This window comes from Rhizobium sp. PAMB 3182 (assembly GCF_052908355.1).
Genome location: NZ_CM128607.1, coordinates 1,294,513 through 1,315,059, shown reverse-complemented (window position 1 = coordinate 1,315,059; position 20,547 = coordinate 1,294,513). Strand labels below are relative to the sequence as shown.

Annotated in this window: 18 protein-coding genes; 5 read left to right on the top strand and 13 right to left on the bottom strand. The window is 62.7% G+C overall.

Going from position 1 to position 20,547, the window contains the following annotated elements; all coding sequences use genetic code 11:
• Positions 1-5: 5 nt before the first annotated feature.
• Positions 6-431, top strand: a complete 426-nt coding sequence (locus ACU5AZ_RS06620) for an MAPEG family protein (RefSeq protein ID WP_446825228.1) — start codon at positions 6-8, stop codon at positions 429-431.
• 163 nt (positions 432-594) lie between these two features.
• Positions 595-1,623, top strand: coding sequence for an alcohol dehydrogenase AdhP (gene adhP, locus ACU5AZ_RS06615; protein ID WP_446825227.1), 1,029 nt, complete (start codon positions 595-597; stop codon positions 1,621-1,623).
• A gap of 89 nt (positions 1,624-1,712) precedes the next feature.
• Here adhP and ACU5AZ_RS06610 read toward each other — a convergent pair whose 3' ends face one another.
• Complete coding sequence (locus ACU5AZ_RS06610; RefSeq protein ID WP_446825226.1) at positions 1,713-3,908, bottom strand: methyl-accepting chemotaxis protein; 2,196 nt, start codon at positions 3,906-3,908, stop codon at positions 1,713-1,715.
• 148 nt (positions 3,909-4,056) lie between these two features.
• The gene (locus ACU5AZ_RS06605) at positions 4,057-4,956 is read right to left on the bottom strand and encodes a LysR substrate-binding domain-containing protein (protein WP_446825225.1); all 900 of its coding nucleotides are present in this window, start codon (positions 4,954-4,956) and stop codon (positions 4,057-4,059) included.
• Between the two features lie 251 nt (positions 4,957-5,207).
• Here ACU5AZ_RS06605 and katG point away from each other — a divergent pair, with 251 nt between their 5' ends.
• The gene (gene katG, locus ACU5AZ_RS06600; protein ID WP_446825224.1) at positions 5,208-7,373 is read left to right on the top strand and encodes a catalase/peroxidase HPI; all 2,166 of its coding nucleotides are present in this window, start codon (positions 5,208-5,210) and stop codon (positions 7,371-7,373) included.
• 117 nt (positions 7,374-7,490) lie between these two features.
• Here katG and ACU5AZ_RS06595 read toward each other — a convergent pair whose 3' ends face one another.
• Positions 7,491-8,444: a LysR substrate-binding domain-containing protein gene (locus tag ACU5AZ_RS06595; RefSeq protein ID WP_446825223.1), complete on the bottom strand. Its 954-nt coding sequence runs from the start codon at positions 8,442-8,444 to the stop codon at positions 7,491-7,493.
• A gap of 190 nt (positions 8,445-8,634) precedes the next feature.
• Between ACU5AZ_RS06595 and ACU5AZ_RS06590 the strand changes: the two genes are divergently transcribed.
• On the top strand, positions 8,635-8,934 hold the full coding sequence (locus ACU5AZ_RS06590; protein ID WP_446825222.1) for a DUF1127 domain-containing protein: 300 nt from the start codon (positions 8,635-8,637) through the stop codon (positions 8,932-8,934).
• Between the two features lie 107 nt (positions 8,935-9,041).
• On the opposite strand, the gene ACU5AZ_RS06585 is transcribed toward ACU5AZ_RS06590, so the two are convergent.
• The 10 genes from ACU5AZ_RS06585 to ACU5AZ_RS06540 form a co-directional block, all read right to left on the bottom strand.
• Entirely contained in the window at positions 9,042-9,902 is an 861-nt protein-coding gene (locus ACU5AZ_RS06585; RefSeq protein WP_446825221.1) for a DUF937 domain-containing protein, read from the bottom strand.
• 123 nt (positions 9,903-10,025) lie between these two features.
• Positions 10,026-11,399, bottom strand: coding sequence for a glutamate--cysteine ligase (locus tag ACU5AZ_RS06580; protein ID WP_446825220.1), 1,374 nt, complete (start codon positions 11,397-11,399; stop codon positions 10,026-10,028).
• 167 nt (positions 11,400-11,566) lie between these two features.
• Complete coding sequence (locus tag ACU5AZ_RS06575) at positions 11,567-12,304, bottom strand: 16S rRNA (uracil(1498)-N(3))-methyltransferase (protein ID WP_446825219.1); 738 nt, start codon at positions 12,302-12,304, stop codon at positions 11,567-11,569.
• 34 nt (positions 12,305-12,338) lie between these two features.
• Entirely contained in the window at positions 12,339-13,838 is a 1,500-nt protein-coding gene (locus tag ACU5AZ_RS06570) for an inorganic phosphate transporter (protein WP_446825218.1), read from the bottom strand.
• 89 nt (positions 13,839-13,927) lie between these two features.
• Positions 13,928-14,434: an NUDIX hydrolase gene (locus ACU5AZ_RS06565; protein WP_446825217.1), complete on the bottom strand. Its 507-nt coding sequence runs from the start codon at positions 14,432-14,434 to the stop codon at positions 13,928-13,930.
• Between the two features lie 152 nt (positions 14,435-14,586).
• Positions 14,587-15,258, bottom strand: coding sequence for a LutC/YkgG family protein (locus ACU5AZ_RS06560; protein WP_446825216.1), 672 nt, complete (start codon positions 15,256-15,258; stop codon positions 14,587-14,589).
• Positions 15,255-16,691, bottom strand: a complete 1,437-nt coding sequence (locus tag ACU5AZ_RS06555) for a LutB/LldF family L-lactate oxidation iron-sulfur protein (protein ID WP_446825215.1) — start codon at positions 16,689-16,691, stop codon at positions 15,255-15,257. Before ACU5AZ_RS06555 ends, ACU5AZ_RS06560 begins: the two co-directional genes overlap by 4 nt.
• Positions 16,688-17,479 (bottom strand): (Fe-S)-binding protein, encoded by a 792-nt coding sequence (locus ACU5AZ_RS06550; protein WP_446825214.1) that lies wholly within the window; start codon positions 17,477-17,479, stop codon positions 16,688-16,690. The genes ACU5AZ_RS06555 and ACU5AZ_RS06550 overlap by 4 nt, the downstream gene beginning before the upstream one ends.
• Positions 17,472-18,293 (bottom strand): FadR/GntR family transcriptional regulator, encoded by an 822-nt coding sequence (locus ACU5AZ_RS06545; RefSeq protein WP_446825213.1) that lies wholly within the window; start codon positions 18,291-18,293, stop codon positions 17,472-17,474. Before ACU5AZ_RS06545 ends, ACU5AZ_RS06550 begins: the two co-directional genes overlap by 8 nt.
• Positions 18,294-18,399: 106 nt before the next feature.
• Positions 18,400-19,077, bottom strand: coding sequence for a hypothetical protein (locus ACU5AZ_RS06540; protein WP_446825212.1), 678 nt, complete (start codon positions 19,075-19,077; stop codon positions 18,400-18,402).
• 183 nt (positions 19,078-19,260) lie between these two features.
• On the opposite strand from ACU5AZ_RS06540, the gene ACU5AZ_RS06535 reads away from it, so the two are divergent.
• Entirely contained in the window at positions 19,261-20,535 is a 1,275-nt protein-coding gene (locus ACU5AZ_RS06535; protein ID WP_446825211.1) for a DUF3422 family protein, read from the top strand.
• Positions 20,536-20,547 lie beyond the last annotated feature (12 nt).

Genomic DNA, 20,547 nt, shown 5'->3' with positions numbered 1-20,547 from the left:
CAAGCATGACCGCTCCTTACGACACCGCCATCTTCTGGCCGATGATCGCCCATTTTCTGCTGGTGTCGATCGTCTATGTGCTGCTCGGGATGCGCCGCGCCGCGGCGGTCAAGGGCGGATCGGCGCGCATCTCGCAGTTTCGCGAGAACAGGGACGAACCCCCGGAAAGCCTGTTCGTCCGCAACAATCTGGAGAACCAGTTCGAACTGCCGGTGTTCTTTCACATCGGTTGCCTGGCGCTTTACGTGACCGGCGCGGCCACGTTGACGGCCGTTCTCATCGCCTGGGCCTTTGTGGCGAGCCGCTACGTTCACGCCTGGATCCACATCACCAGCAACCGCATCCGCTACCGCCAGCCCGCCTTCATGGTCGGTGTCCTGATGATCGTCCTGATGTGGGCGCTGCTCGCTTATCATCTCGCCGTCGGCTGATTGACGCAGGTCAATTTGTGCGTGCGATCTCTCGGCTAGTATCCATTTCGGATTACCGTCCAGCCCCTGTGGTTTAACAGACACCTTTGTTCCTCAAGGCCTGCGCCGCCCGCTCTCGCGGATTTTGGCGGCGTCGACCTGTTGGCAAATTTGGGAGATTGAAATGGCAATGACCATGAAAGCAGCCGTGGTGCGCGAGTTCAAGAAGCCGCTCGTCATCGAGGAGGTGCCGGTGCCCGAGCCGGGACCCGGACAGATTCTGGTGAAGTATGAGGCGACCGGCGTCTGCCACACGGACCTCCATGCCGCCCATGGCGACTGGCCGGTCAAACCCAATCCGCCCTTCATTCCGGGTCATGAAGGCGTCGGTTATGTGGCGAAGCTCGGTGCCGGCGTCACCAGCGTCAAGGAAGGCGATCGCGTCGGCGTGCCGTGGCTCCACACCGCCTGCGGCTGCTGCAATCCCTGCCGCACCGGCTGGGAAACGCTGTGCGCCAAGCAGCAGAACACAGGTTACTCCGTCAACGGCACATTCGCCCAGTACGGTCTCGCCGATCCCGACTATGTCGGCATCCTGCCGGCTGGCCTCGAATTCGGCCCTGCCGCTCCCGTCCTGTGCGCCGGCGTCACCGTCTACAAGGGACTGAAGGAAACCGAGGTGCGGCCCGGCGAATGGGTGCTGATCTCCGGCATCGGCGGCCTCGGTCACATGGCCGTCCAGTATGCCAAGGCCATGGGCATGCATGTCGTCGCGGCGGATATATTCAAGGACAAGCTGGACCTTGCCAAGTCCCTCGGCGCCGACCTGATCGTCGATGCGCGCGAAGCCGGGGCGGTCGATGAGGTGCAGAAGGCGGTCGGCGGCGTGCATGGCGCGCTGGTGACTGCTGTTTCGCCCAAGGCCATGGAGCAGGCGTTCCACATGCTGCGCTCGAAGGGCACGATGGCGCTCGTCGGCCTGCCGCCGTCGATGATCAGCCTGCCGGTCTTCGACACCGTGCTGAAGCGCATCACGGTGCGCGGCTCGATCGTCGGCACGCGGCAGGACTTGGAGGAATCCCTGCAGTTCGCCGGCGAAGGCAAGGTCGCCTCGCACTTCACCTGGGACAAGATCGAGAACATCAACGCGATCTTCGCCCGTATGGAAGAGGGCAAGATCGACGGCCGCATCGTTCTCGATCTCGCCGGCTAAGCGCGGCGGATTTCATCGGCAATGCAATTCAAATAAAAAGACCGGCGGTGATGAACCGCCGGTCTTTTCTTTTCTGCTTTTGAAGCCTGTCAGGCGGCGCTTCGCATCCGTCCCGTCTGGCCGCGATGTCCGCCGGGTGTCAGGTTGAAGCTTGCGAGCCCTTCGGCCAGCGTCTGCGCTTCCGTCGAAAGCTGCGCCGTGGCGGCGGAGGTCTGCTCGACCATGGCCGCGTTGCGCTGCGTCATCTGATCCATCGAGGTCACCGATCCGTTGATCGCCGAGAGGCTCGCGAATTGCTCTTGCGACGAACCGGCGATGGACTGGATGCGGTTCAGCATGTCGTTGACGAAATGCTCGATCTCGCCCAGCGTCTCGCCGGTCTCGGTAACCAGCGACACGCCCGCCTTCACTTCCGCATTCGATGCGTTGATCAGCGCCTTGATCTCCTTGGCGGCATTGGCGGAGCGTCCGGCGAGCTCGCGCACTTCCTGGGCGACGACGGCAAAGCCCTTGCCGGCTTCGCCCGCACGGGCGGCCTCGACGCCGGCATTCAGCGCCAGGAGGTTCGTCTGGAAGGCGATGTCGTCCATGACGGAGATGATCTGGCTGATCTTGGCCGCCGAACTCTCGATCCGGCCCATGGCCTCGACGGCATTGCCGACAACAGCGGCGGACCGCGAGGTCGCCTTCACGGTGCGGGATGCAATTTCACCGGCTTCGCTCGCCCGCTCGGAAGAGGATTTGACGGTCGCGGTGATTTCCTCGAGCGCTGCTGCGGTCTCCTCAAGCGAGGCGGCCTGCTGTTCGGTGCGGTGCGAGAGGTCGCCGGATGCACTTTCCATCTCGGCGGCATTCAGCCGGATCGACCGGGCGGTGGCGTCAACGACCGAAAGGACGCTGCGCAGATGCGCCTGTGCGGCGTTGAAGTCGAGGCGCAGGCGGTCGAGGTCGGCCGTAAAGGTCTCGTCGATGTCCTCGGAAATGTCGCCGTCGGCAAGACGACCGAGGCCATTCGCCAGGGCGGAAACGGCAAACGAAAGCTCTTCGGCGCGGGCATTCTTCTCGAAGTCGTTCGCCTCCCGCTCGCGGGCGGCCGCGATGCGGTTTGCCTCTTCCTGCTCCTCAAGGCGGATCTTTTCGCGCGCGCCTTCCTGAAGGTGCGCGACCGCATTGGCCATCACGCCGATTTCGTCCTTGCGGCTGGTGCCAGGCACCTCTGCGTCATAATTGCCACCGGCAATGGCCTCGAGCGAGCCGGTGAGCGAGGCAAGCGGTCGTGTGATCGACCGGCCAAGCAGGACGGCGAGAACGATGGTGATGCCGGCGACGAGCAGGGTGGCCAGAGACCAGAGAATGGTCGAGAGCTTGGCCGAGGTGTAGAGGTCGGTCGCCCGCTCCGTGATGCGCTGCTCGGAGGCGTGCTGCATCTCGACCAGCTTGTTGATGCGCTTGGTCGTCGTTTCAAACCAGCCGTCGAAGGACTTTGCGCGGATCTTGCCGTCGGGACCAACCCGGCGCAGCTTGCCGTCGAAGCGCTTCAGGCCGACGACATCGTCAGACTTCAGGGCTTCTTCGAAGGTGGCTTTGAGGTCCGGATCCTGATTGCGCATGAACAGGCCGAGGTGAATATCCTGAGAGACCGTGTAGTCGAGGAATTTCTCGAACTGGACGGTGGTCAGCTTTTCGGCGGCGATCGCGCTGTCGATCATTGCCCGTTCCTGGGCAGCGCCTTCGATCACCAGCGCGATGTCGGCGATGGCGGCGGATTTCAGCGCGATGTTGACATCGCTGCTGGCGCGGCTGCTGGCCTGATCGAAGTCCAGAAGCGGCTCGATCAGCGCGGTATAGGCGAAGATGGCGCCGCTGAAGGACAGTTCGCGCTGGTCGACCTTCTTGCGAATGTCGCCGAGGCCGGCGATCGCCGTGTTGAGGTTGGCAAGCACATCGTCCTGGATCACGCCGTCGGATTGCTTCAAGACGCTGACCGCGCCGTCGAGATCGCCAAGAGCGGCATCGGTCTGCTGGCGCGACGCGTTGAGTACGGAGGTATCGGTGGCCTTGTCGTCGGTCAGGAAACGACCGGCGGCGCTGCGTTCCTCGCGCAGGCTCGTGTTGAGAAGATTGATCTTGCCGAGCGCCTGCTGCAATTCGCCCAGGCTGCGGTATTCGCTCATCGACTTGTAGGTATCCGTCAACGAGATGGCAGCAAAGCAGAGAAGGCCGAGCAGCGGAAATATGATGGCAATGGAAAGACGGTGAGAAACGCCCAGATTGATCGACTTCACGGTGATGTCCCCGATATTTTTAATGCACAAATCCGGCACGCACCTCAGCGCGGGCCGTTCTGAAACAGATTATGGGGAGGAGTATAGAGGCTAGTTTTTTACCAAAGCGTGTATTTGCGGTGGAGAAAAGCCACCATTTCCGCCGCTGTCAGGCGGTTTTTCCGCTGCTGCACGCGCGAATTGCTTCGGCAAGCGCCTCGACATCGGCGCGTGAGGCGCCCCGGTGGCGCCAGGCAAGGCCGATCTGCCGCGCCGGCTGAGGTTCGGCAAAGGGGATGATGCGGATGTCGTTGCGGCCGGTTTCGGTCTCGATCGCCATTTCCGGAATGAGGGTCATGCCCATGTTGTGGGACACCATCTGCAAGAGGGTGGCCATCGAGGTCGCACCGAAATTGACGAGGCTGCGCTTGCCGGCCATCGTGCAGACCGCCAGCGCCTGGTCGCGCAGGCAATGACCTTCCTCCAGCAGGAGCAGCCGGTCGGCGTCGATCTCCGTCTCCGTCATCGGCGACATCAGGACGTCCGTGTCGTTGCTGGCCACCGCCATGAAGAACCGGTCTGAGAAGAGCGCCATCGTGTCCAGCCGTTCGTCATCGACGGGCAGGGCGGCGACCATCACGTCGACCTTGCCCTCCAGCAACTCGCCGACCAGCCTGTCCGTGACCGCTTCCTTCAGCTCGATCTCGATTGCCGGATGGTTCGCCCGCAGGTGCGGGATCAGTCGCGGCACCAGATAGGGAGCCACCGTCGGAATGATGCCGATGCGGATGCGGCCTTCGAGCACGCCCCGCCGCCGCCGCGCCCGCCCGTGCAATTCTTCGGTCATGGCCAGGATCTGGCGGATCTGCGGCAGCAGGTCCTCGCCCTCGCGGGTCAGGATCGTGGCACCACGCCGTCGCTCGACGAGCGGCATGCCGAGTTCCTTCTCCATCTCGGCGATCTGGGCCGAAAGGGCAGGCTGGCTGACATGCACGAGTTCGGCCGCCCGGCCGAAATGTCCGGTGCCTGCCAGGGCCTCGAAATAGCGCATTTGTCTGAGTGTCAGCATGATAGGTTTTTCTTATGATGAAAAACAGAAAATGCAATTGGAAATTATCGATGGCGGGTGTGATAAGCTTCTTTCGTCGACGAAAACATTTCGCGGCAAGGACAACGTCTCGCTGTCCCGACCCGGAAGATGAACATATCCGCGATGTCTTTTTTAAAGGCCGCTCCGCCGAATTTTCGCGCAGGACAAACGGATTTCACATCTCGGGTGCAGGATGGCGGGATCGCAACGAAGAATGATAGGAGATCGCTATGGATGCCAAAGTAGGCAAATGTCCCGTGATGCACGGCGGCAATACGGAAACCGGCAAGTCGGTTATGGACTGGTGGCCGAACGCACTCAACCTCGACATTCTTCACCAGCACGACACCAAGACCAATCCGCTCGGCAAGGACTTCAACTACCGCGAAGCCGTCAAGACGCTCGACTATGACGCCTTGAAGAAGGACCTCCATGCGCTGATGACCGACAGCCAGGAATGGTGGCCGGCCGACTGGGGTCACTATGGCGGCTTCATGATCCGCATGGCCTGGCATTCTGCCGGCTCCTACCGTCTGGCCGATGGCCGTGGCGGCGGCGGTACCGGCAACCAGCGCTTCGCCCCGCTCAATTCCTGGCCGGACAATGCCAGCCTCGACAAGGCCCGCCGCCTGCTGTGGCCGATCAAGAAAAAGTACGGCAACAAGCTCTCCTGGGCCGACCTGATGATTCTCGCCGGCAATGTCGCCTACGAATCCATGGGTCTGAAGACCTTCGGCTTCGCCTTCGGCCGCGAGGACATCTGGCATCCGGAAATCGACGTCTACTGGGGCGCCGAGAAGGAATGGCTTGCCCCGTCCGACGCACGCTATGAAAACGTCGAAAACCCGGCAACGATGGAAAACCCGCTGGCCGCTGTCCAGATGGGTCTGATCTACGTCAACCCGGAAGGCGTGAACGGCAAGTCCGATCCGCTGAAGACCGCCGCCCAGATGCGCGAGACCTTTGCCCGCATGGCCATGGACGACGAGGAAACCGTCGCGCTGACCGCCGGCGGCCACACCGTCGGCAAGACCCACGGCAATGGCGATGCGGCCGCACTCGGTCGCGAACCGGAAGCAGCCGACGTCGTCGACCAGGGCATGGGCTGGAGCAACCCGAACATGGGCGGCAAGGCTGCCAATGCCGTGACCTCCGGTCTCGAAGGTGCCTGGACCACCAATCCGACGAAGTTCGACATGGGCTTCTTCGACATGCTGTTCGGCCACGACTGGGAACTGCGCAAGAGCCCGGCCGGCGCCACGCAGTGGGAACCGATCAACATCCGGGAAGAAGACAAGCCGCTCGACGCGTCCGACCCGACCAAGCGCCGCAACCCGATGATGACGGATGCCGACATGGCCCTGAAGGTCGATCCGGCCTACAACGCCATCTGCCAGAAGTTCATGGCCGATCCGGAATACTTCAAGGACACCTTTGCCCGCGCCTGGTTCAAGCTGACCCACCGCGACATGGGCCCGAAGGCCCGTTACATCGGTCCGGAAGTTCCCGCCGAAGACCTGATCTGGCAGGATCCGATCCCGGCCGGCTCGACCGCCTACGATGTCGAAGCCGTCAAGGCGAAGATTGCCGCTTCCGGCCTGTCGCTCGTCGACATGGTCTCCACGGCCTGGGATTCCGCTCGTACCTATCGCGGTTCGGACATGCGCGGCGGCGCCAACGGTGCCCGCATCCGTCTCGCGCCGCAGAAGGATTGGGAAGGCAATGAACCTGCCCGCCTCGCCAGGGTCCTCTCCGTTCTGGAGCCGATCGCAAGCGAAGCCGGCGCGTCCGTCGCCGACGTCATCGTGCTCGCCGGCAATGTCGGTGTCGAGCAGGCTGCCAAGGCCGCCGGTTACGACGTGACGCTGCCGTTCTCTCCGGGCCGCGGCGACGCCACCGACGAGATGACGGATGCAGACTCCTTCGCGCCGCTGGAGCCGCTGGCCGATGGCTTCCGCAACTACCTGAAGAAGAACTATGTCGTCAGCCCGGAAGAGCTGATGCTCGACCGCAGCCAGCTCATGGGCCTCACCGCGCATGAAATGACGGTTCTGGTCGGCGGCATGCGCGTCATGGGCACCAACTATGCCGGCTCGACGCATGGCGTCTTCACCGACAATGTCGGCGCGCTGACGACCGACTTCTTCGTCAACCTGACCGACATGGCCTACACCTGGAACCCGGTTGAAGGCGGATACTACGAAATCCGCGATCGCAAGACCGGCGCAGTCAAGTGGACGGCCACGCGCATGGACCTCGTCTTCGGTTCGAACTCGATCCTGCGCGCCTATGCCGAAGTCTACGCCCAGGACGACAACAAGGAGAAGTTCGTGCGTGACTTCGCCGCCGCCTGGACCAAGGTCATGAACGCCGATCGCTTCGATCTGGTCGACTGATCCAATCAAGCTTCATGCGCCTGGCGCCAGGCCCCAACCTGCCGGCGCATGACTTGAGAAAGGCCGGGACATTGTCCCGGCCTTTCGCTATCTGGGTCCGTATTTTCCGGGGCGGCATCACCAGCCCGGCAGGATATGTCCCGGGCGCAGCCGGGGCAGGCGGCCCATCACCCGGATGTCGCCATCCAGCCCGTCATCGGTCGCCTGAGCCGGCGTCATATTGTCGAGGCAGGCGACGATATGGTTCGAGAGCGCGTTGATCAGCGACACCGGCGCGCCGGGCCGCTTGATGATGCCGATCTGGACCGGCGGCAGGGGCGGGAAGCCGTCCGCCTGCGTCAGCACCCGCATTCCGGACCGCAAGGCCGATTCCGGCAGGACGGAGACCGCCATGCCGGCAAGAACGGCGGCCGCAACCACGGTCGAGGACCAGCTGGTAAACAGGATCTGGTAGTCGCGGTTGCCGGCGTCGAGCGCCGAACAGGCGAGCTGCCGCCAGCGACAGTCCATGCGGCCGACAGCCAGCGGCACCGGCGCGCTTTCCCGGAGGGGATGGTTGGCCGAGGCCACCCAGCAGAGCGGCTCCGTTCTGACGACCGTCGAGATCGCCGTCGCCGGATCGTGCGTGATCAGTGCGATGTCCAGCTCGCCGCGCGACATCTTCTGGATCAGCGTCACGGAAGGTTCGCAGGCGATGTACAGCTCGACATTCGGATGGGTCTTGGCGAAGCGTCCGATGATCTCCGGCATGTATCGGTCGGCGTAATCGTCGGGCGTGCCGATCCTGACCGTGCCTTCGAGACGATTGTCGTCGAATGCGGCCATGGCCTCGTTGTTGAGTCGGATCATTCGCCGCGCATAGTTCAGGAGCTTCTCGCCCTCGATCGTCAGGCGGACGCCGCGCCCGTCCTTGGCGAACAGCTGCTTGCCGATCCGCTCTTCCAGCCGCCGCATCTGCATGGAGACGGCCGATTGGGTCTTGTAGACCCGGTCGGCGGCCTTTGTGAAGCTGCCGGTGTCGACGATGGAGACGAAGGTTTGAAGCTGATCGATATCGAGTGGCGCGCTCATCTTGTACCTATAAGAAGGTTTGATGATAATCATTAGAAACATTCGTTGGACTGATCAATGTCTTTTTGACAATCTGGCATTGTAGACGCCACGGAGCGAAAGCTCCTCCCTCTAAACGACATCGACCACACCCTCCAGGGCCGCCCTCTGGAGGGCAGGTTTATCTCGTGCCTTGTGAAAGGATGATCCGATGAGCACGATTGAACGGACACTGGACCTCGACCTCGCCGCCCTGCGCCCCGCACGCCGCCCGATTGCCGCCCGGGCCTGGAATGTGGTGGCATCCGTTTATCGTGCAATCCGCAATCGTATCATCGTGACGAAAATGACCGATCTGGATGATCATATGCTGCAAGACATAGGCATCGACCGGCGCGACGTTCATCGCGCGCTGGCGACGACCGATCTCTTCAACGATCCGTCCGGTTACCTCACCCGCCAGGCAAGGGCTCGCGCCCGTCGGTCGATCGTCTATCTGCCGCGAGATTGATTTCCCCGCAGGGTGAGAGCCAATAGCCCTGCCTTTGCCCGGTGTTCGTTTATCGAATACCGGGCTTTTTTACGTCCTGACTTGTCGGATGGAGGCGCTTTTCTGCCTCAGCTCTTATCGGCTGTGTCGCCGTTTTTCATGTAGCCGTCGAGAATGGATTCGATGCTTTTCTGGTAGGCCTTGCCCACTTCCAGGCCACTGTCGAACATCGCGCTCATCATGTCCGAATATTGCTTCAGCTCGGCGCCAGCAGCGGGTTCCTTCGGCGGCTCCGGCTTGGGCTCCGGTTCCGGCTTTTTGTCTTCAGCCGGCTTCATCATGTCGGAAAACATCTTCATGAAGGGGTTGGCGGCAAACATGTCGGCAGGGTTGACCTGCTTGGCCTGCTGCTGCCCGCCGAACATGGACTGCATCGCCTGGGTGAAGGGATTGTCGAACGGATTGGCCTGAGGCTGCGGTTTCGGCGCGAAGCCGGTGCTTTCCAGCCACTGCTGCATCATCTGCGTCATGGCCGCATTGGTGAAGGCGGCGTTCGCCTGCTGTACCTGACCCATGGATTGCTTGAAGATGCCGCCCATCAGCGTGCTGGCGGTCGCCGGCATCATCTGCTTGACGATCTCCTGGCCGATGCCGGTCATCTGCTCGACCTGCGCGGCGATCGCCCGCGAAACCTCCTTCGAGCCGAAGATGGTTTCGAGCGCCGCATTGCCGTCGGCAATGCCCTTCGGCGTGAAAGCCTTGCCGATATCCTCGAAATATTCCGCGTAATTGCCGGATTGCATGGCGGCGAGGAAGGCGGTGAAGTCGTATGGATTGGCCGCCTTGCGCTGCAGGCCGGACGAAAAGGCCGGCATCAGTGCAGCCATGGCCTTTGCCGCCTGTTCCTGGGCGATGTTGTACTGCTTGGCCATGGCTTCGACAGCGGCGCCGTTCTGCGCCTGCATCATCATATCGAACAGTGGCAGCATGCAGGACCCTCTCGCTTGGACATTCGTGTCATTTCGCTGAAGCATAAGTGCTTCATCTTACGGCACAACTGCAAAAAACCAAAGCACCCGCATATTTTGCCGGAGCCGGCTCTTCGCCAGCCTTCAATATTGATACTCGGAAAAGACCGGCTCGACCGAACCGTTCCAGCGGCCGTTGTAGAGCATCAGCAGGTCGTCGGCGAGCGTCGCTTTCTTGGCGATGATCTCGTCGAGCGTTGCCAGGAACACGCTCTCGTCTTCGCCGTCGCCGTTGAGGTTGGCGCGGGATTTGAGACCACCCCGGGCGATGGAAATCACCTCGCGCGCCGTATCGAGCACCGAGCGTCCCTTGATCGTCGCCTTCAGCCCCTGCGAAGGAACCGCGTCACGCATTTCCCGGACGTCCGTAAACGACCAGTCTGCGGTCAGCGCCTCGGCGGCGTTGAGCGCGCCGGCGTCATAGAGCAGGCCGGTCCAGAAGGCCGGCAGGGCGCAGATGCGCCGCCACGGGCCGCCGTCGGCGCCGCGCATTTCGAGGAACCGCTTCAGCCGCACTTCGGGGAAGAGCGTCGAGAGATGGTTGGTCCAGTCGCCCATCGTCGGCGCCCAGGCGTCGATTTCGCCCTTCAGCGCGCCGCCCATGAACTGGCGGAAGGTGATGTTGGTACAGTCGCGGTAGCGACCGTCGCGGACGATGAAATACATCGGCACGTCGAGCGCCCATTCGACATAGCGCCGGAAACCGAAGTCCGCGTCGAAGATGAAGGGCAGCAGGCCGGCGCGCTGATTGTCGGTGTCGCGCCAGATGTCGCCGCGCCAGGAAACGAGCCCGTTCGGCTTTCCGTCGGTGAAGGGAGACGAAGCGAACAGCGCAGTCGCCACCGACTGCAGCTTGGTCGACACGCGCATCTTGCGCGCCATGTCCTCTTCCGAGGAGAAGTCGAGGTTCACCTGGATCGTGCAGGTGCGGTACATCATGTCCAGGCCCTGGCTGCCGACCTTCGGCATGTAGCGGCTCATGATGCCGTAGCGCGATTTCGGCATGCGCGGCGTTTCGGCGAGCGTCCATTTCGGGCTGCCGCCAAGGCCAAGGAAGCGGATGCCGAGCGGCTCGGCGATCTCGCGCAGCATCGCCAGATGCTGGTTGGATTCCTTACAGGTCTCGTGCAGGACTTTCAGCGGCGCGCCGGAGAGCTCGAACTGCCCGCCCGGCTCCAGCGAGATAGCGCCCATGCCATGCTGCTCGGCGAGGCCGATGATCTTGCCTTCGTCGATGATCGGATCCCAGCCGAGCTTTTCCTGCATGCCGATGAGCAGCGCGGAAATGCTGGCCTTCCCCTCATAGGGAACCGGCTCGTTCGTGCCGACGAAGAACGGGAATTTCTCGTGCTCGGTGCCGATGCGGAAATCGGCTTCCGGCTTTGAGCCGCCCGCGAGGTATTCGGTCAGCTCATCGATCGAGGTGATCGGCGTATCGTCGGTCGTATCGCGGGCCATCAGGTCCATCCTGCTTTGGTCAAACGGAACCGGCGAAGCCGCCGGCACATGGCGCTCCGGCTTCGGACACCATTGCGCTGATTGGACCGGAAACCACATCCGCGCAAGTGAATTTCTTTCAACCCGTGTTCAAATTTTGGAAAGCGGGCTGGAGCGGCCGGTGGTGTCTAGCGCCAGTCGCCGTTGGCCGCCTGTATGACGGCGAGCGCCGCGACCGCGGCCGTATCCGCCCGCAAGATGCGCGGGCCGAGCGGTATGGCGGTCACGAAGTCAAGCGCGCGCAGCGTGCTGCGCTCGGCGTCCGAAAATCCGCCTTCCGGGCCGACCAGCAAAGCGAGCCTGGTTTCGGCGATGGCGGAAAGCACGGGCAGGGGATTCTGTCCGTCATGGCCCTCGTCGCAATAGATGATCCGACGGCTCCTGTCCCATCCGTCCAGCAGGTCCGAGAGCTTCACCGGCTCCTCGACCGTCGGAATGGAGAGGATCCCGCACTGCTCGGCCGCTTCGACGACATTCGCCTTCAGCTTGTCGGTCGAATGGATCTTGCCCTGCACATGCTGGGTCATGACGGGGATCAGCGTTCCGGCCCCCATCTCGACGGCCTTCTGCACGAGATAGTCCATGCGCCCGACCTTAAGCGGCGCGAAGAGATAATGGAGGTCTGAGGCGTCCGGCTGCGGCCGCGTCTGCTCCTTGGGATACAGCAGAATGCGCTTGCGCGTCGGAAACGAGAGTTCCGCCTTCCATTCGCCGTCACGGCCGTTGAACAGCAGGATCTCCGCTCCGTCGCCCATCCGCAGCACGTTGGCGAGATAGTTGAACTGGGCGGAATCGGCTTCGACCGGTGTTCCGGCGGCAAGGGGGGCGTCGACAAACAGCCGCTGCATGCGGAAATTGGCGCGCATGGGATGCTCCGGCGATCGGTGATGGATGTCTGGTTCAGACGGCGATGGAGGCAAGTATCCAGTAAATGACGGCGGCAAGCAAGGCCGAGGCCGGCACCGTGATGATCCAGGCGGCGACGATGGTCATGAAGTGCGAGCGGCGGACGAGGTAGCGGCGACGGATTTCCTCTTCCGAGGGCTGCTTGAGCGATTCCGGCTTGCCGGCCTTCATCTGGATGTAGGCGGCGCGGCGCTTGGAATTCTTCGTATACCATTCGCGGAAGAAGCCGACGCCGAAAACGGCGCCGACGGCGATATGGGTGGAGGAGACCGGCAGTCCGAGCCAGGAGGCGACGATGACCGTCAGCGCCGCCGACAGCGCCACGCAAAAGGCGCGCATGGGATTGAGCTTGGTGATCTGCTCGCCGACGAGACGGATCAGCCGCGGCCCGAACAGCAGCAGGCCGATCGAGATCCCGATCGCACCGATGATCATTACCCAGAGCGGAATGTTGACGTTCGCCGAAATCTCGTTTGCCTCGGCCGCATGCACGACGGCAGACAGCGGTCCGATGGCGTTTGCGACGTCGTTGGCGCCGTGCGCAAAGGACAGCAGGGCGGCCGAGAAGATCAGCGGAATCTGGAAGAGCTTGCGCAGCGACTGGTTACGGTTCTCGAGGCCGCGCGCCTGCCGTGCGACGAGCGGCACGGATGCCGCCCAGCCGATGCCGCCGGCCACCAGGCCGATCAGCGCGGCAATGCCAAGCGAGATGGAGATCAGGTGGTTGAGGCCCTTCAGCGACAGATAGGCGGTGAATGCGCCGGTCATGACGGCGATCAGCACCGGAACCCATTTCTTCGCCGCTTCGATCTTGTCTTCGCGGTAGATGATGAATTCCTTGATGAAGGCGAGAAACAGCGCGGCGATGATGCCGCCGAGGAAGGGCGAAATCACCCAGCTTGCCGCGATCGCCGACATGGACTGCCAGTTGATCGTGCCGAAGCCGGAGGCGGCTATACCCGCGCCCATCACGCCGCCGACGACCGCATGCGTGGTCGAGACCGGTGCGCCGATCCAGGTGGCGAGGTTGACCCACAGCGCCGACGACAGGAGCGCCGCCATCATCGCCCAGATGAACATGTCGGCGGTCGGGATCAGCGACGGGTCGATGATGCCCTTGGAAATGGTCGAGACCACGTCGCCGCCGGCAATCAGCGCGCCGGCTGTCTCGAAGATGGCGGCGACGACGAGCGCCAGCGTCATGCTCATCGCCCGGGAACCTACGGCGGGACCGACATTGTTGGTCACGTCGTTGGCGCCGATGTTCATCGCCATGTAGGCGCCGAGCGCGGCCGCAGCGATCATGATCAGGGAGCTTTCGCCCTTGCCGACGAAGACGGCGGCGAACAGCATGGCCAGGATCAGGAAGATGAGCGCGATGCCGGGCGCGACCAGCGACTTCGACACGAAATGCGTGGCCGCCTCGACATGGGTGATCTTGTCGAGATCCTTGTCGAGCGTCAGTTTTTCCAGTCGCGGCTTAGAATTGGCCATGCGGCATCTCCAAAAGTGAGGCCTTCGCCTACCGTCAGTGACGCCAAAGCGCAATATGACAGTCTTGTGACAGTGCTGATTTTCGCCCGTCAGGCCTGCAGGACACGTTTTTTCTGTGTCGTGCGGTCCGCAATCTCCTGCTCGAAATCGATGAGCAGCTTTTTCAGCTCGGGCTCCTGAACCCGCGTCGCGGCTTCACGGCAGCTGACCCATTCCAGGGTCCGGCTGCCTTTTTCGGGATAGTTCTTCATCATGCCGTCCACCTCGACGGCATGCACCTGCACCTTGCAGCTGACTTTCAGTCCGCTGTTGAGGCCCTTCATGTAGGTGTAGTAGCCAAGAGGTTCGCGGCTCGCCTTGCCCGAAACGCCGGCCTCCTCGAAGGCCTCCCGTTCCGCGACCGTATGCGCCTTCTTGCCGGCCATCGGCCAGCCCTTGGGAATGACCCAGCGACCGGTGTCCCGGCTGGTGATCAGCAAGACTTCCAGCTCCGGCTTCTTCTTCTTCCATCGATAGCACAGCGCTGCGAATTGCAGGCGCGCCGGACGGCGCACCATCAGATGGATGTCGGACGCTATGCGTTCCCAGAGGTTCACTCTTCCTGCCTTTCAGCGCTGACGTGACGAATCATCGTGATAAGCATCTCTACAATGCAGAGATTGTGTGACACTGGAGTATATAATCAATGCTTCGCGTACAAACAGTCCGCGAATTGCCAAAAAAAGACTGTATCGGCCGGGTTTTCCGCCTAGTCGACGATCACGATGTGCAGGGCGCGCGGACCGTGGGCGCCGAGCAGGATGGTCTGCTCGATGTCGCCGGATCGCGACGGACCGGTCACCATGTTGACCGTGCGCGGCATCGTCCCCTTGCCATAGGTCTGGCGGATACCCTCGAAAGCCTCTTCCATCGTCGCGCCGATATCGCTCGCCTTAACGGCGACGATGTGGTGTTCGGGCAGGAAGGTGATCGTCACAGGGTTGTCCGGTCCCGAGGCAAGGACGAGCGTTCCTGTTTCGGCGATTGCGGCCCGCGCATGGCTGACGCCGGCGAGGTCGGAACCGTCCGACGGCCCGCTCTTGATCTCGAGTGTCCGCTCGCTATCGAAGCCGGCGCCTGTCAGCAGCGGATCGGCGCCCATGCGCACGGATGCCGGCAGGTTACGCGATTTCAGGTAGGTGCTGACTTCCTTGGGCAGATCGGTGATCGAGCCGATCCGCGCGACGGTCGCGTTGTATTTCTCCGCATATTTCACGAAGACGGCGATGCGTTCCTCGGCCGGCAGCTGCGCGCGGGCTGGCAGGATGCCGGTCGGCGCGTCCTTGATGCGTTCGGAAACGGTCGCCGCGCGCGTGGCGTCATCCGCCGGCGCGCCGAGCGACTTCTTCACCTTGGCGAGAATATTGGCGCGGGCGTTCATCGGCCTGCCTCCTGCTTCCTGTTTTCGCGCTGTGCCCATTCCTGCAGGAAGGTGCGGCCTTCGGGCGCCGGAAAATCACGGTATTTCGTCCAGCCGCCGGCAAGCGGCAGCGAGCGGATGCGCCGTCCGGTGCCACCGAGAAGCGACAGCGCCGGCATCGCGAAGGAGACGGCGAAGCGGTATAGTTTCGGCCGGCGGGCGAAGAAAGCCCAGAGGCCGAGGCCGTAGCGGGCGGCCGACGGCGTCAGGTGCCGCTCGAACTCGCGTTCGCGCCAGTTGCGCATCATCTTCGGCAGAGGAATGCGCATCGGGCACACGCTTTCGCAGCGCCCGCAGAAGGTCGACGCGTTCGGAAGATGCCCGGCCTTGTCGATGCCGTTCAGCGATGGGGTGAGCACCGCGCCCATCGGTCCGGGATAGACGGAGCCGTAGGCGTGGCCGCCGACGGCGTGATAGACCGGACAGTGGTTCATGCAGGCGCCGCAGCGGATGCAGCGGAGCATTTCCTGGAACTCGGTGCCGAGCATCGCCGAACGGCCGTTGTCGAGCAGCACGACGTGGTACTCCTCGGGCCCGTCCTCGTCTTCCGGCCGCTTCGGACCCGTGGAAAAGGTGGTGTAGACCGACATGTCCTGGCCCGTCGCGGAGCGGGCCAGCAGCCGCAGGATCTGGGCGCAGTCGTTGAGCGTCGGCACGATCTTTTCAAGTGAGGCGACGGCGATGTGGCATTTGCCGAGCGACTGGGTGAGGTCGCCATTGCCCTCGTTGGTGACGATCACGGAGGAGCCTGTCTCGGCAATCAGGAAGTTGGCGCCGGTAATCCCGACATCGGCCTCGAAATAGCGCTTGCGGAGAACCTCCCTGGCCTCTGAGAGAAGCGAGGTCGGCTCCGTCAGGTCGCGCGTTTGCGGCAGGTGCGTGTGCACGCGGCGGAAGTCGCCTTCGACCTGTTCCTTGTTGAGGTGCACGGCCGGCGCGATGATGTGGCTCGGATGCTCGCCGCGCAGCTGGATGATGTATTCGCCAAGGTCGGTCTCGACCGGCACGATGCCGTTTTCTTCCAGATACTCGTTGAGATTGATCTCCTCGGTGATCATGGACTTGCCCTTGGTCACCGTTTTCGCATTCCGCGTGCGGCAGATGGCGAGAATGATCTCGCGGGCCTCTTCGGCCGTTTCCGCCCAGTGCACGTGGCCGCCGGCCTCGGTCACCTTCTTTTCATAGGCCTCCAGGTAGAGGTCGAGATGGCCGAGCACGTGGTTCTTGATCTCGCGGGCGTTGTCGCGCAGCGCGTCGAATTCCGGCAGGTCGGCAGCGGCAGCGGCCCGCTTGCCGATGAAACCTTTCTGGACGTTGAGCAGCGCCTTCTGCAGCTGTTCGTCGGCGAGCGCCCTGGCGCTGTTTTCCTTGAATTGCGGCGAGGTCAGCTTCATTTGGCTTGTCCTGCAATCGGTTTCGTGTCGGTCATCCCGGCCAGCACTTCGGCGACGTGGCGGACCTCTATCTTCGAGCCCTCCCGCTTCAGCTTGCCGGCCATGTTCATGAGACAGCCCATGTCGCCGGCCAGCAGCACGTCTGCGCCGGAGGCATCGATGTTGGTGGTCTTCTTTGAAACGATGGCGTTGGAGATATCGGAATACTTCACGCAGAACGTGCCGCCGAAGCCGCAACAGACGTCGCTGTCCTTCATCTCGTTGATCGTCAGGCCATCCACTGACGTCAGAAGATCGCGCGGCTGCTTCGAAATGCCGAGCTCGCGCAAGCCCGAACAGCTGTCGTGATAGGTGACGGAGCCGTCGAAGGCCGCGTCGACGGATTTGACCTTCATGACGTCGGCGAGGAAGGAGACGAGTTCGAATACCTTGGCTGAAAAAGCGGAAGCGCGCGCTTCCCATTTGGCATCGCCCTTGAAGAGGCCCGGATAGTGCTTCTTCAGCATGGAGGAACAGGAGCCGGACGGCGCGACGATATAGTCGAAGCCTTCGAAGGTCTCGATGACCTGCTCGGCAATCGCCCGCGTATCGGCCCGGTCGCCGGAATTGTAGGCCGGCTGGCCGCAACAGGTCTGCGCCATCGGCACATGCACCTCGCAGCCGGCGTCCTCGATCAGCTTGACTGCCGCAAAGCCGACCGTCGGGCGGAACAGGTCGACGAGACAGGTGGCGAAAAGGCCCACCTGCGGTTTGCGTGCATCCGCTTGCATGTCATGCGTTTCAGCCATCGCTGGTCATCCGTCCTTTTCCGTCTTGCGTGTCGTGCGCCGCGCCGCGCGAAAGCATGCGCAGGCGTGAAACGCGGTCCCATTCGCCGGCCCGCTCGCTTTCGCGGACCGCGTTGATTACGAAATCTATGTGCGCCTGGGCCGCCGCCTTGGCCGCCTCCGGACGACCGGCGAGGATGGCGTCGCAGATCGTCACATGCTGCGCCAGAAGCTTCTCCCGATAGTCGGCAAAGGAAAACACGGCCTGCCGGTTGAAGAAGATGCCGCGGTTCAAAAGCTTGTAGCAGGCGCGCAGCGTGTGCAGCAGGATGAGGTTGTGGGCCGCTTCGCCGATCGCCGAATGGAATTCCACGTCGGCGCGAAGCTCGTCGTCGAAATTGCCGCGTTCATGCGCCGCCTTCATGTCGGCGACGATCCGCTCCAGCAGTGCGCGGTCGGTGGCGGTCGCCCGCTTGGCCGCCAGTTCCGCCGTCAGGCCTTCAAGTTCGCGCCGGTATTCGAGATAGTCGAGCGCCGCATGGCTGTGCCGGCCGATGAGATCCATCAGCGGCTGCGAGAACACTTCGCCGATGATATCGGCGACATAGGTGCCGCCGCCGTGATGGCTGATGAGCAACCCGCGCGCCTCGAGTTCCTTCAGAGCCTGCCGCAGGATCGGCCGCGAGACGTCGAGCATCTGCGCCAGTTCGCGTTCGCCCGGCAGCTTCTCGCTGTCGCGCAGCACGCCGTCCAGCAGCAGAAGCTCGATCTGCTGCACCACCTCGTCGGCGGTCTTCATCGGCGAAATGCGGGCAAAGGGTCCGATATCCGACATGGCATCCTTCCTGATGAGCCAAGAAGTAGCAGCAGACCGGAGAAGTGGTCAATCTTTTTGTCCACTTGCCGCGAGGATGTCGTTTCCTCGCGGCAAGGCCGACCGATCAGCCGAACTTGAGGAAGAGCTTGGAGTAGGGCGCCTTCAGTCCATCGATCGCCGAACGCACGGCAGCCGCATCGCCGGCGCTTTCCAGTTTGGCAACGCTGTCTTCGACGGATGCGAGCAGCGCTGCAAAGCTGTCATCGACGTCGGCAGGGGGATGGGCGGCGATATCGCTCAGCAGGTATTCGAGCACGGCAGCCTCTTCATGGGCTTCCTCCGGCGACATGTCGGGTTTTCCGATCACCTCTTCCATGCGGGCGTGATAGGCATTCATCCGATCTGAGATGCCGAACAGGCCGTTGCGGATATGCATGTCCCCAATCTGATCGCGTATGCCTTCGAGGGCCTCGTGGGCCTCTGGCAGTGCGCCGGCCGCGATCTTTTCTTCTGCCGCGCTGGCAATGGTGACGATGGCGGACATTGTCTCGCCATAACGCGCGTCGTCGGCATATTGCGGCGGCGCGGGCCGGTCTTTCAGTGCGGTCCATTCCGACGAGAACTTGGAGACGGCCTTGGCTGATTCCGCAGCCTTGCCCATGTTGGTCATGAACAATGCTGTCCTGTAGTCGCCATAAGCGGTGCGCATCGCCGCTTCGAAATCGGTAAAGTCATTGGCGAGCGCCGGGCTCCACAACGCCACCGGCAATAGAGCCGCAATGGCAAGCTGTGCAATTCTCATGATAGGACCTCCCTTGTCGAGCTTGGCACCGTGAAGGTGCCGGCGATGCAGCGCGGTGTTGCAGTGTCTGGCTCCAATAGATATTGAAAATTATATATATGCAATAATAAAGATCCGGAGATCGACAATTGTTCCGGCGTCGGTTTGTAGTAGGAGGATGAAAGAGCCGATGAGGGGAAATTCATGGCCGATCGCAAGTTTGCCTTTCCAGCTGCGCCGGAGCGTGCCAGGGCTCTGGGCGAGATTCACGCCCGGCCATACGCACTTGTCAGCTCGCCACGGGTGATCTTCCAGCTCGCCTTCATGATGGACGGCGGATCGGTCGTTCATCACACGGCATTGAGCGAGCTTGCCAAGAGCCGCGGCGCGACGCCGCCGGTGCGCGATGCCAGCCATTATTCGATGCCCTGGGGGCAGGGGACGCTGCGTTGGGAGAAGCACACGGAGTTTTCCACCTGGTTCTGGGACTGTCCCGTTCCGGATTCCTTTGGCGCAGACGTTCCGGTCCATCCGTTCGGCGACGGCTTCACGGCGCCCGGTTCGCTGATTTCCGGCATCCGGCTTGAGCTTCGCCCGCAAGGTGAGGCGCTGAAGCAGGCGCTGGCGATCTTCGATCCCGCGAGCCTCTGCCACAGTGAGGTCAAGGACGGGCAGGCGACGATCCTCACCGATTTTCACCAGAACGGCGACGGTCTCACGCAGATCCTGGTCATCGACCAGGGGCTGACGGAGGCCGGCCGCGGCGCGCTGGTTCAGCGCCTTCTTGACATTGAGACCTACCGCACGCTGGCGATGCTCGGCCTGCCGCTCGCCCAGTCGCTGTCGGGCGATATCCGCCGCATCGAGGACGAGCTGACGCAGATCACGCAGCGCATGAAGACAGATGCGCGCGAGGAGGCCGACCAGATGCTCGGCGACATCACGCGGCTCGCCTCGGAGGTGGAGGCGAATTCGGCGCTGAGCCTCTATCGCTTCGGCGCCAGCAAGGCCTATTACGGCATCGTGCAGGAGCGCACGAAGGTACTCGGCGAAACGCCGGTTTCCGGTTTCGAGACGCTGGGGTCCTTCCTCGAGCGGCGGCTCGCGCCGGCCATGCGGACCTGCCGCTCGGTCGAGGACCGCCAGGAAAGCATTTCCAACAAGCTCTACCGCGCCACCGGGCTCCTGCGCAGCTGGATCGATGTCGAACTGGAACGCCAGAACAGCGACCTGCTCGCCTCGATGAACCGGCGGGCCAACCTGCAGCTTCGTCTGCAGCAGACGGTGGAAGGCCTCTCTGTCGCCGCCGTTTCCTATTATGTCATCGGCTTGGTCGGCTATCTCGCCAAGGGCGCGGAGGAGATGGGCGCGCCGTTCCACTACACGACCGTCACCGCGATTGCCGTTCCCTTCGTCGTCGCCCTCATCTGGTGGACAGTGCGTCGCATTCGCCGGAGCCATGCGGAAGACGGGCACTGAGTTTGGAAGGCG

Bases quoted from the DNA above. Each gene is read 5' to 3' on its own strand.
- ACU5AZ_RS06620 (WP_446825228.1), top strand. From the start codon at position 6: ATGACCGCTCCTTACGACACCGCCATCTTCTGGCCGATGATCGCCCAT.
- adhP (WP_446825227.1), top strand. From the start codon at position 595: ATGGCAATGACCATGAAAGCAGCCGTGGTGCGCGAGTTCAAGAAGCCG.
- ACU5AZ_RS06605 (WP_446825225.1), bottom strand. From the start codon at position 4,956: ATGCTGACACTCAGACAAATGCGCTATTTCGAGGCCCTGGCAGGCACC.
- katG (WP_446825224.1), top strand. From the start codon at position 5,208: ATGGATGCCAAAGTAGGCAAATGTCCCGTGATGCACGGCGGCAATACG.
- ACU5AZ_RS06595 (WP_446825223.1), bottom strand. From the start codon at position 8,444: ATGAGCGCGCCACTCGATATCGATCAGCTTCAAACCTTCGTCTCCATC.
- ACU5AZ_RS06590 (WP_446825222.1), top strand. From the start codon at position 8,635: ATGAGCACGATTGAACGGACACTGGACCTCGACCTCGCCGCCCTGCGC.
- ACU5AZ_RS06585 (WP_446825221.1), bottom strand. From the start codon at position 9,902: ATGCTGCCACTGTTCGATATGATGATGCAGGCGCAGAACGGCGCCGCT.
- ACU5AZ_RS06580 (WP_446825220.1), bottom strand. From the start codon at position 11,399: ATGGCCCGCGATACGACCGACGATACGCCGATCACCTCGATCGATGAG.
- ACU5AZ_RS06575 (WP_446825219.1), bottom strand. From the start codon at position 12,304: ATGCGCGCCAATTTCCGCATGCAGCGGCTGTTTGTCGACGCCCCCCTT.
- ACU5AZ_RS06570 (WP_446825218.1), bottom strand. From the start codon at position 13,838: ATGGCCAATTCTAAGCCGCGACTGGAAAAACTGACGCTCGACAAGGAT.
- ACU5AZ_RS06560 (WP_446825216.1), bottom strand. From the start codon at position 15,258: ATGAACGCCCGCGCCAATATTCTCGCCAAGGTGAAGAAGTCGCTCGGC.
- ACU5AZ_RS06555 (WP_446825215.1), bottom strand. From the start codon at position 16,691: ATGAAGCTGACCTCGCCGCAATTCAAGGAAAACAGCGCCAGGGCGCTC.
- ACU5AZ_RS06550 (WP_446825214.1), bottom strand. From the start codon at position 17,479: ATGGCTGAAACGCATGACATGCAAGCGGATGCACGCAAACCGCAGGTG.
- ACU5AZ_RS06545 (WP_446825213.1), bottom strand. From the start codon at position 18,293: ATGTCGGATATCGGACCCTTTGCCCGCATTTCGCCGATGAAGACCGCC.
- ACU5AZ_RS06540 (WP_446825212.1), bottom strand. From the start codon at position 19,077: ATGAGAATTGCACAGCTTGCCATTGCGGCTCTATTGCCGGTGGCGTTG.
- ACU5AZ_RS06535 (WP_446825211.1), top strand. From the start codon at position 19,261: ATGGCCGATCGCAAGTTTGCCTTTCCAGCTGCGCCGGAGCGTGCCAGG.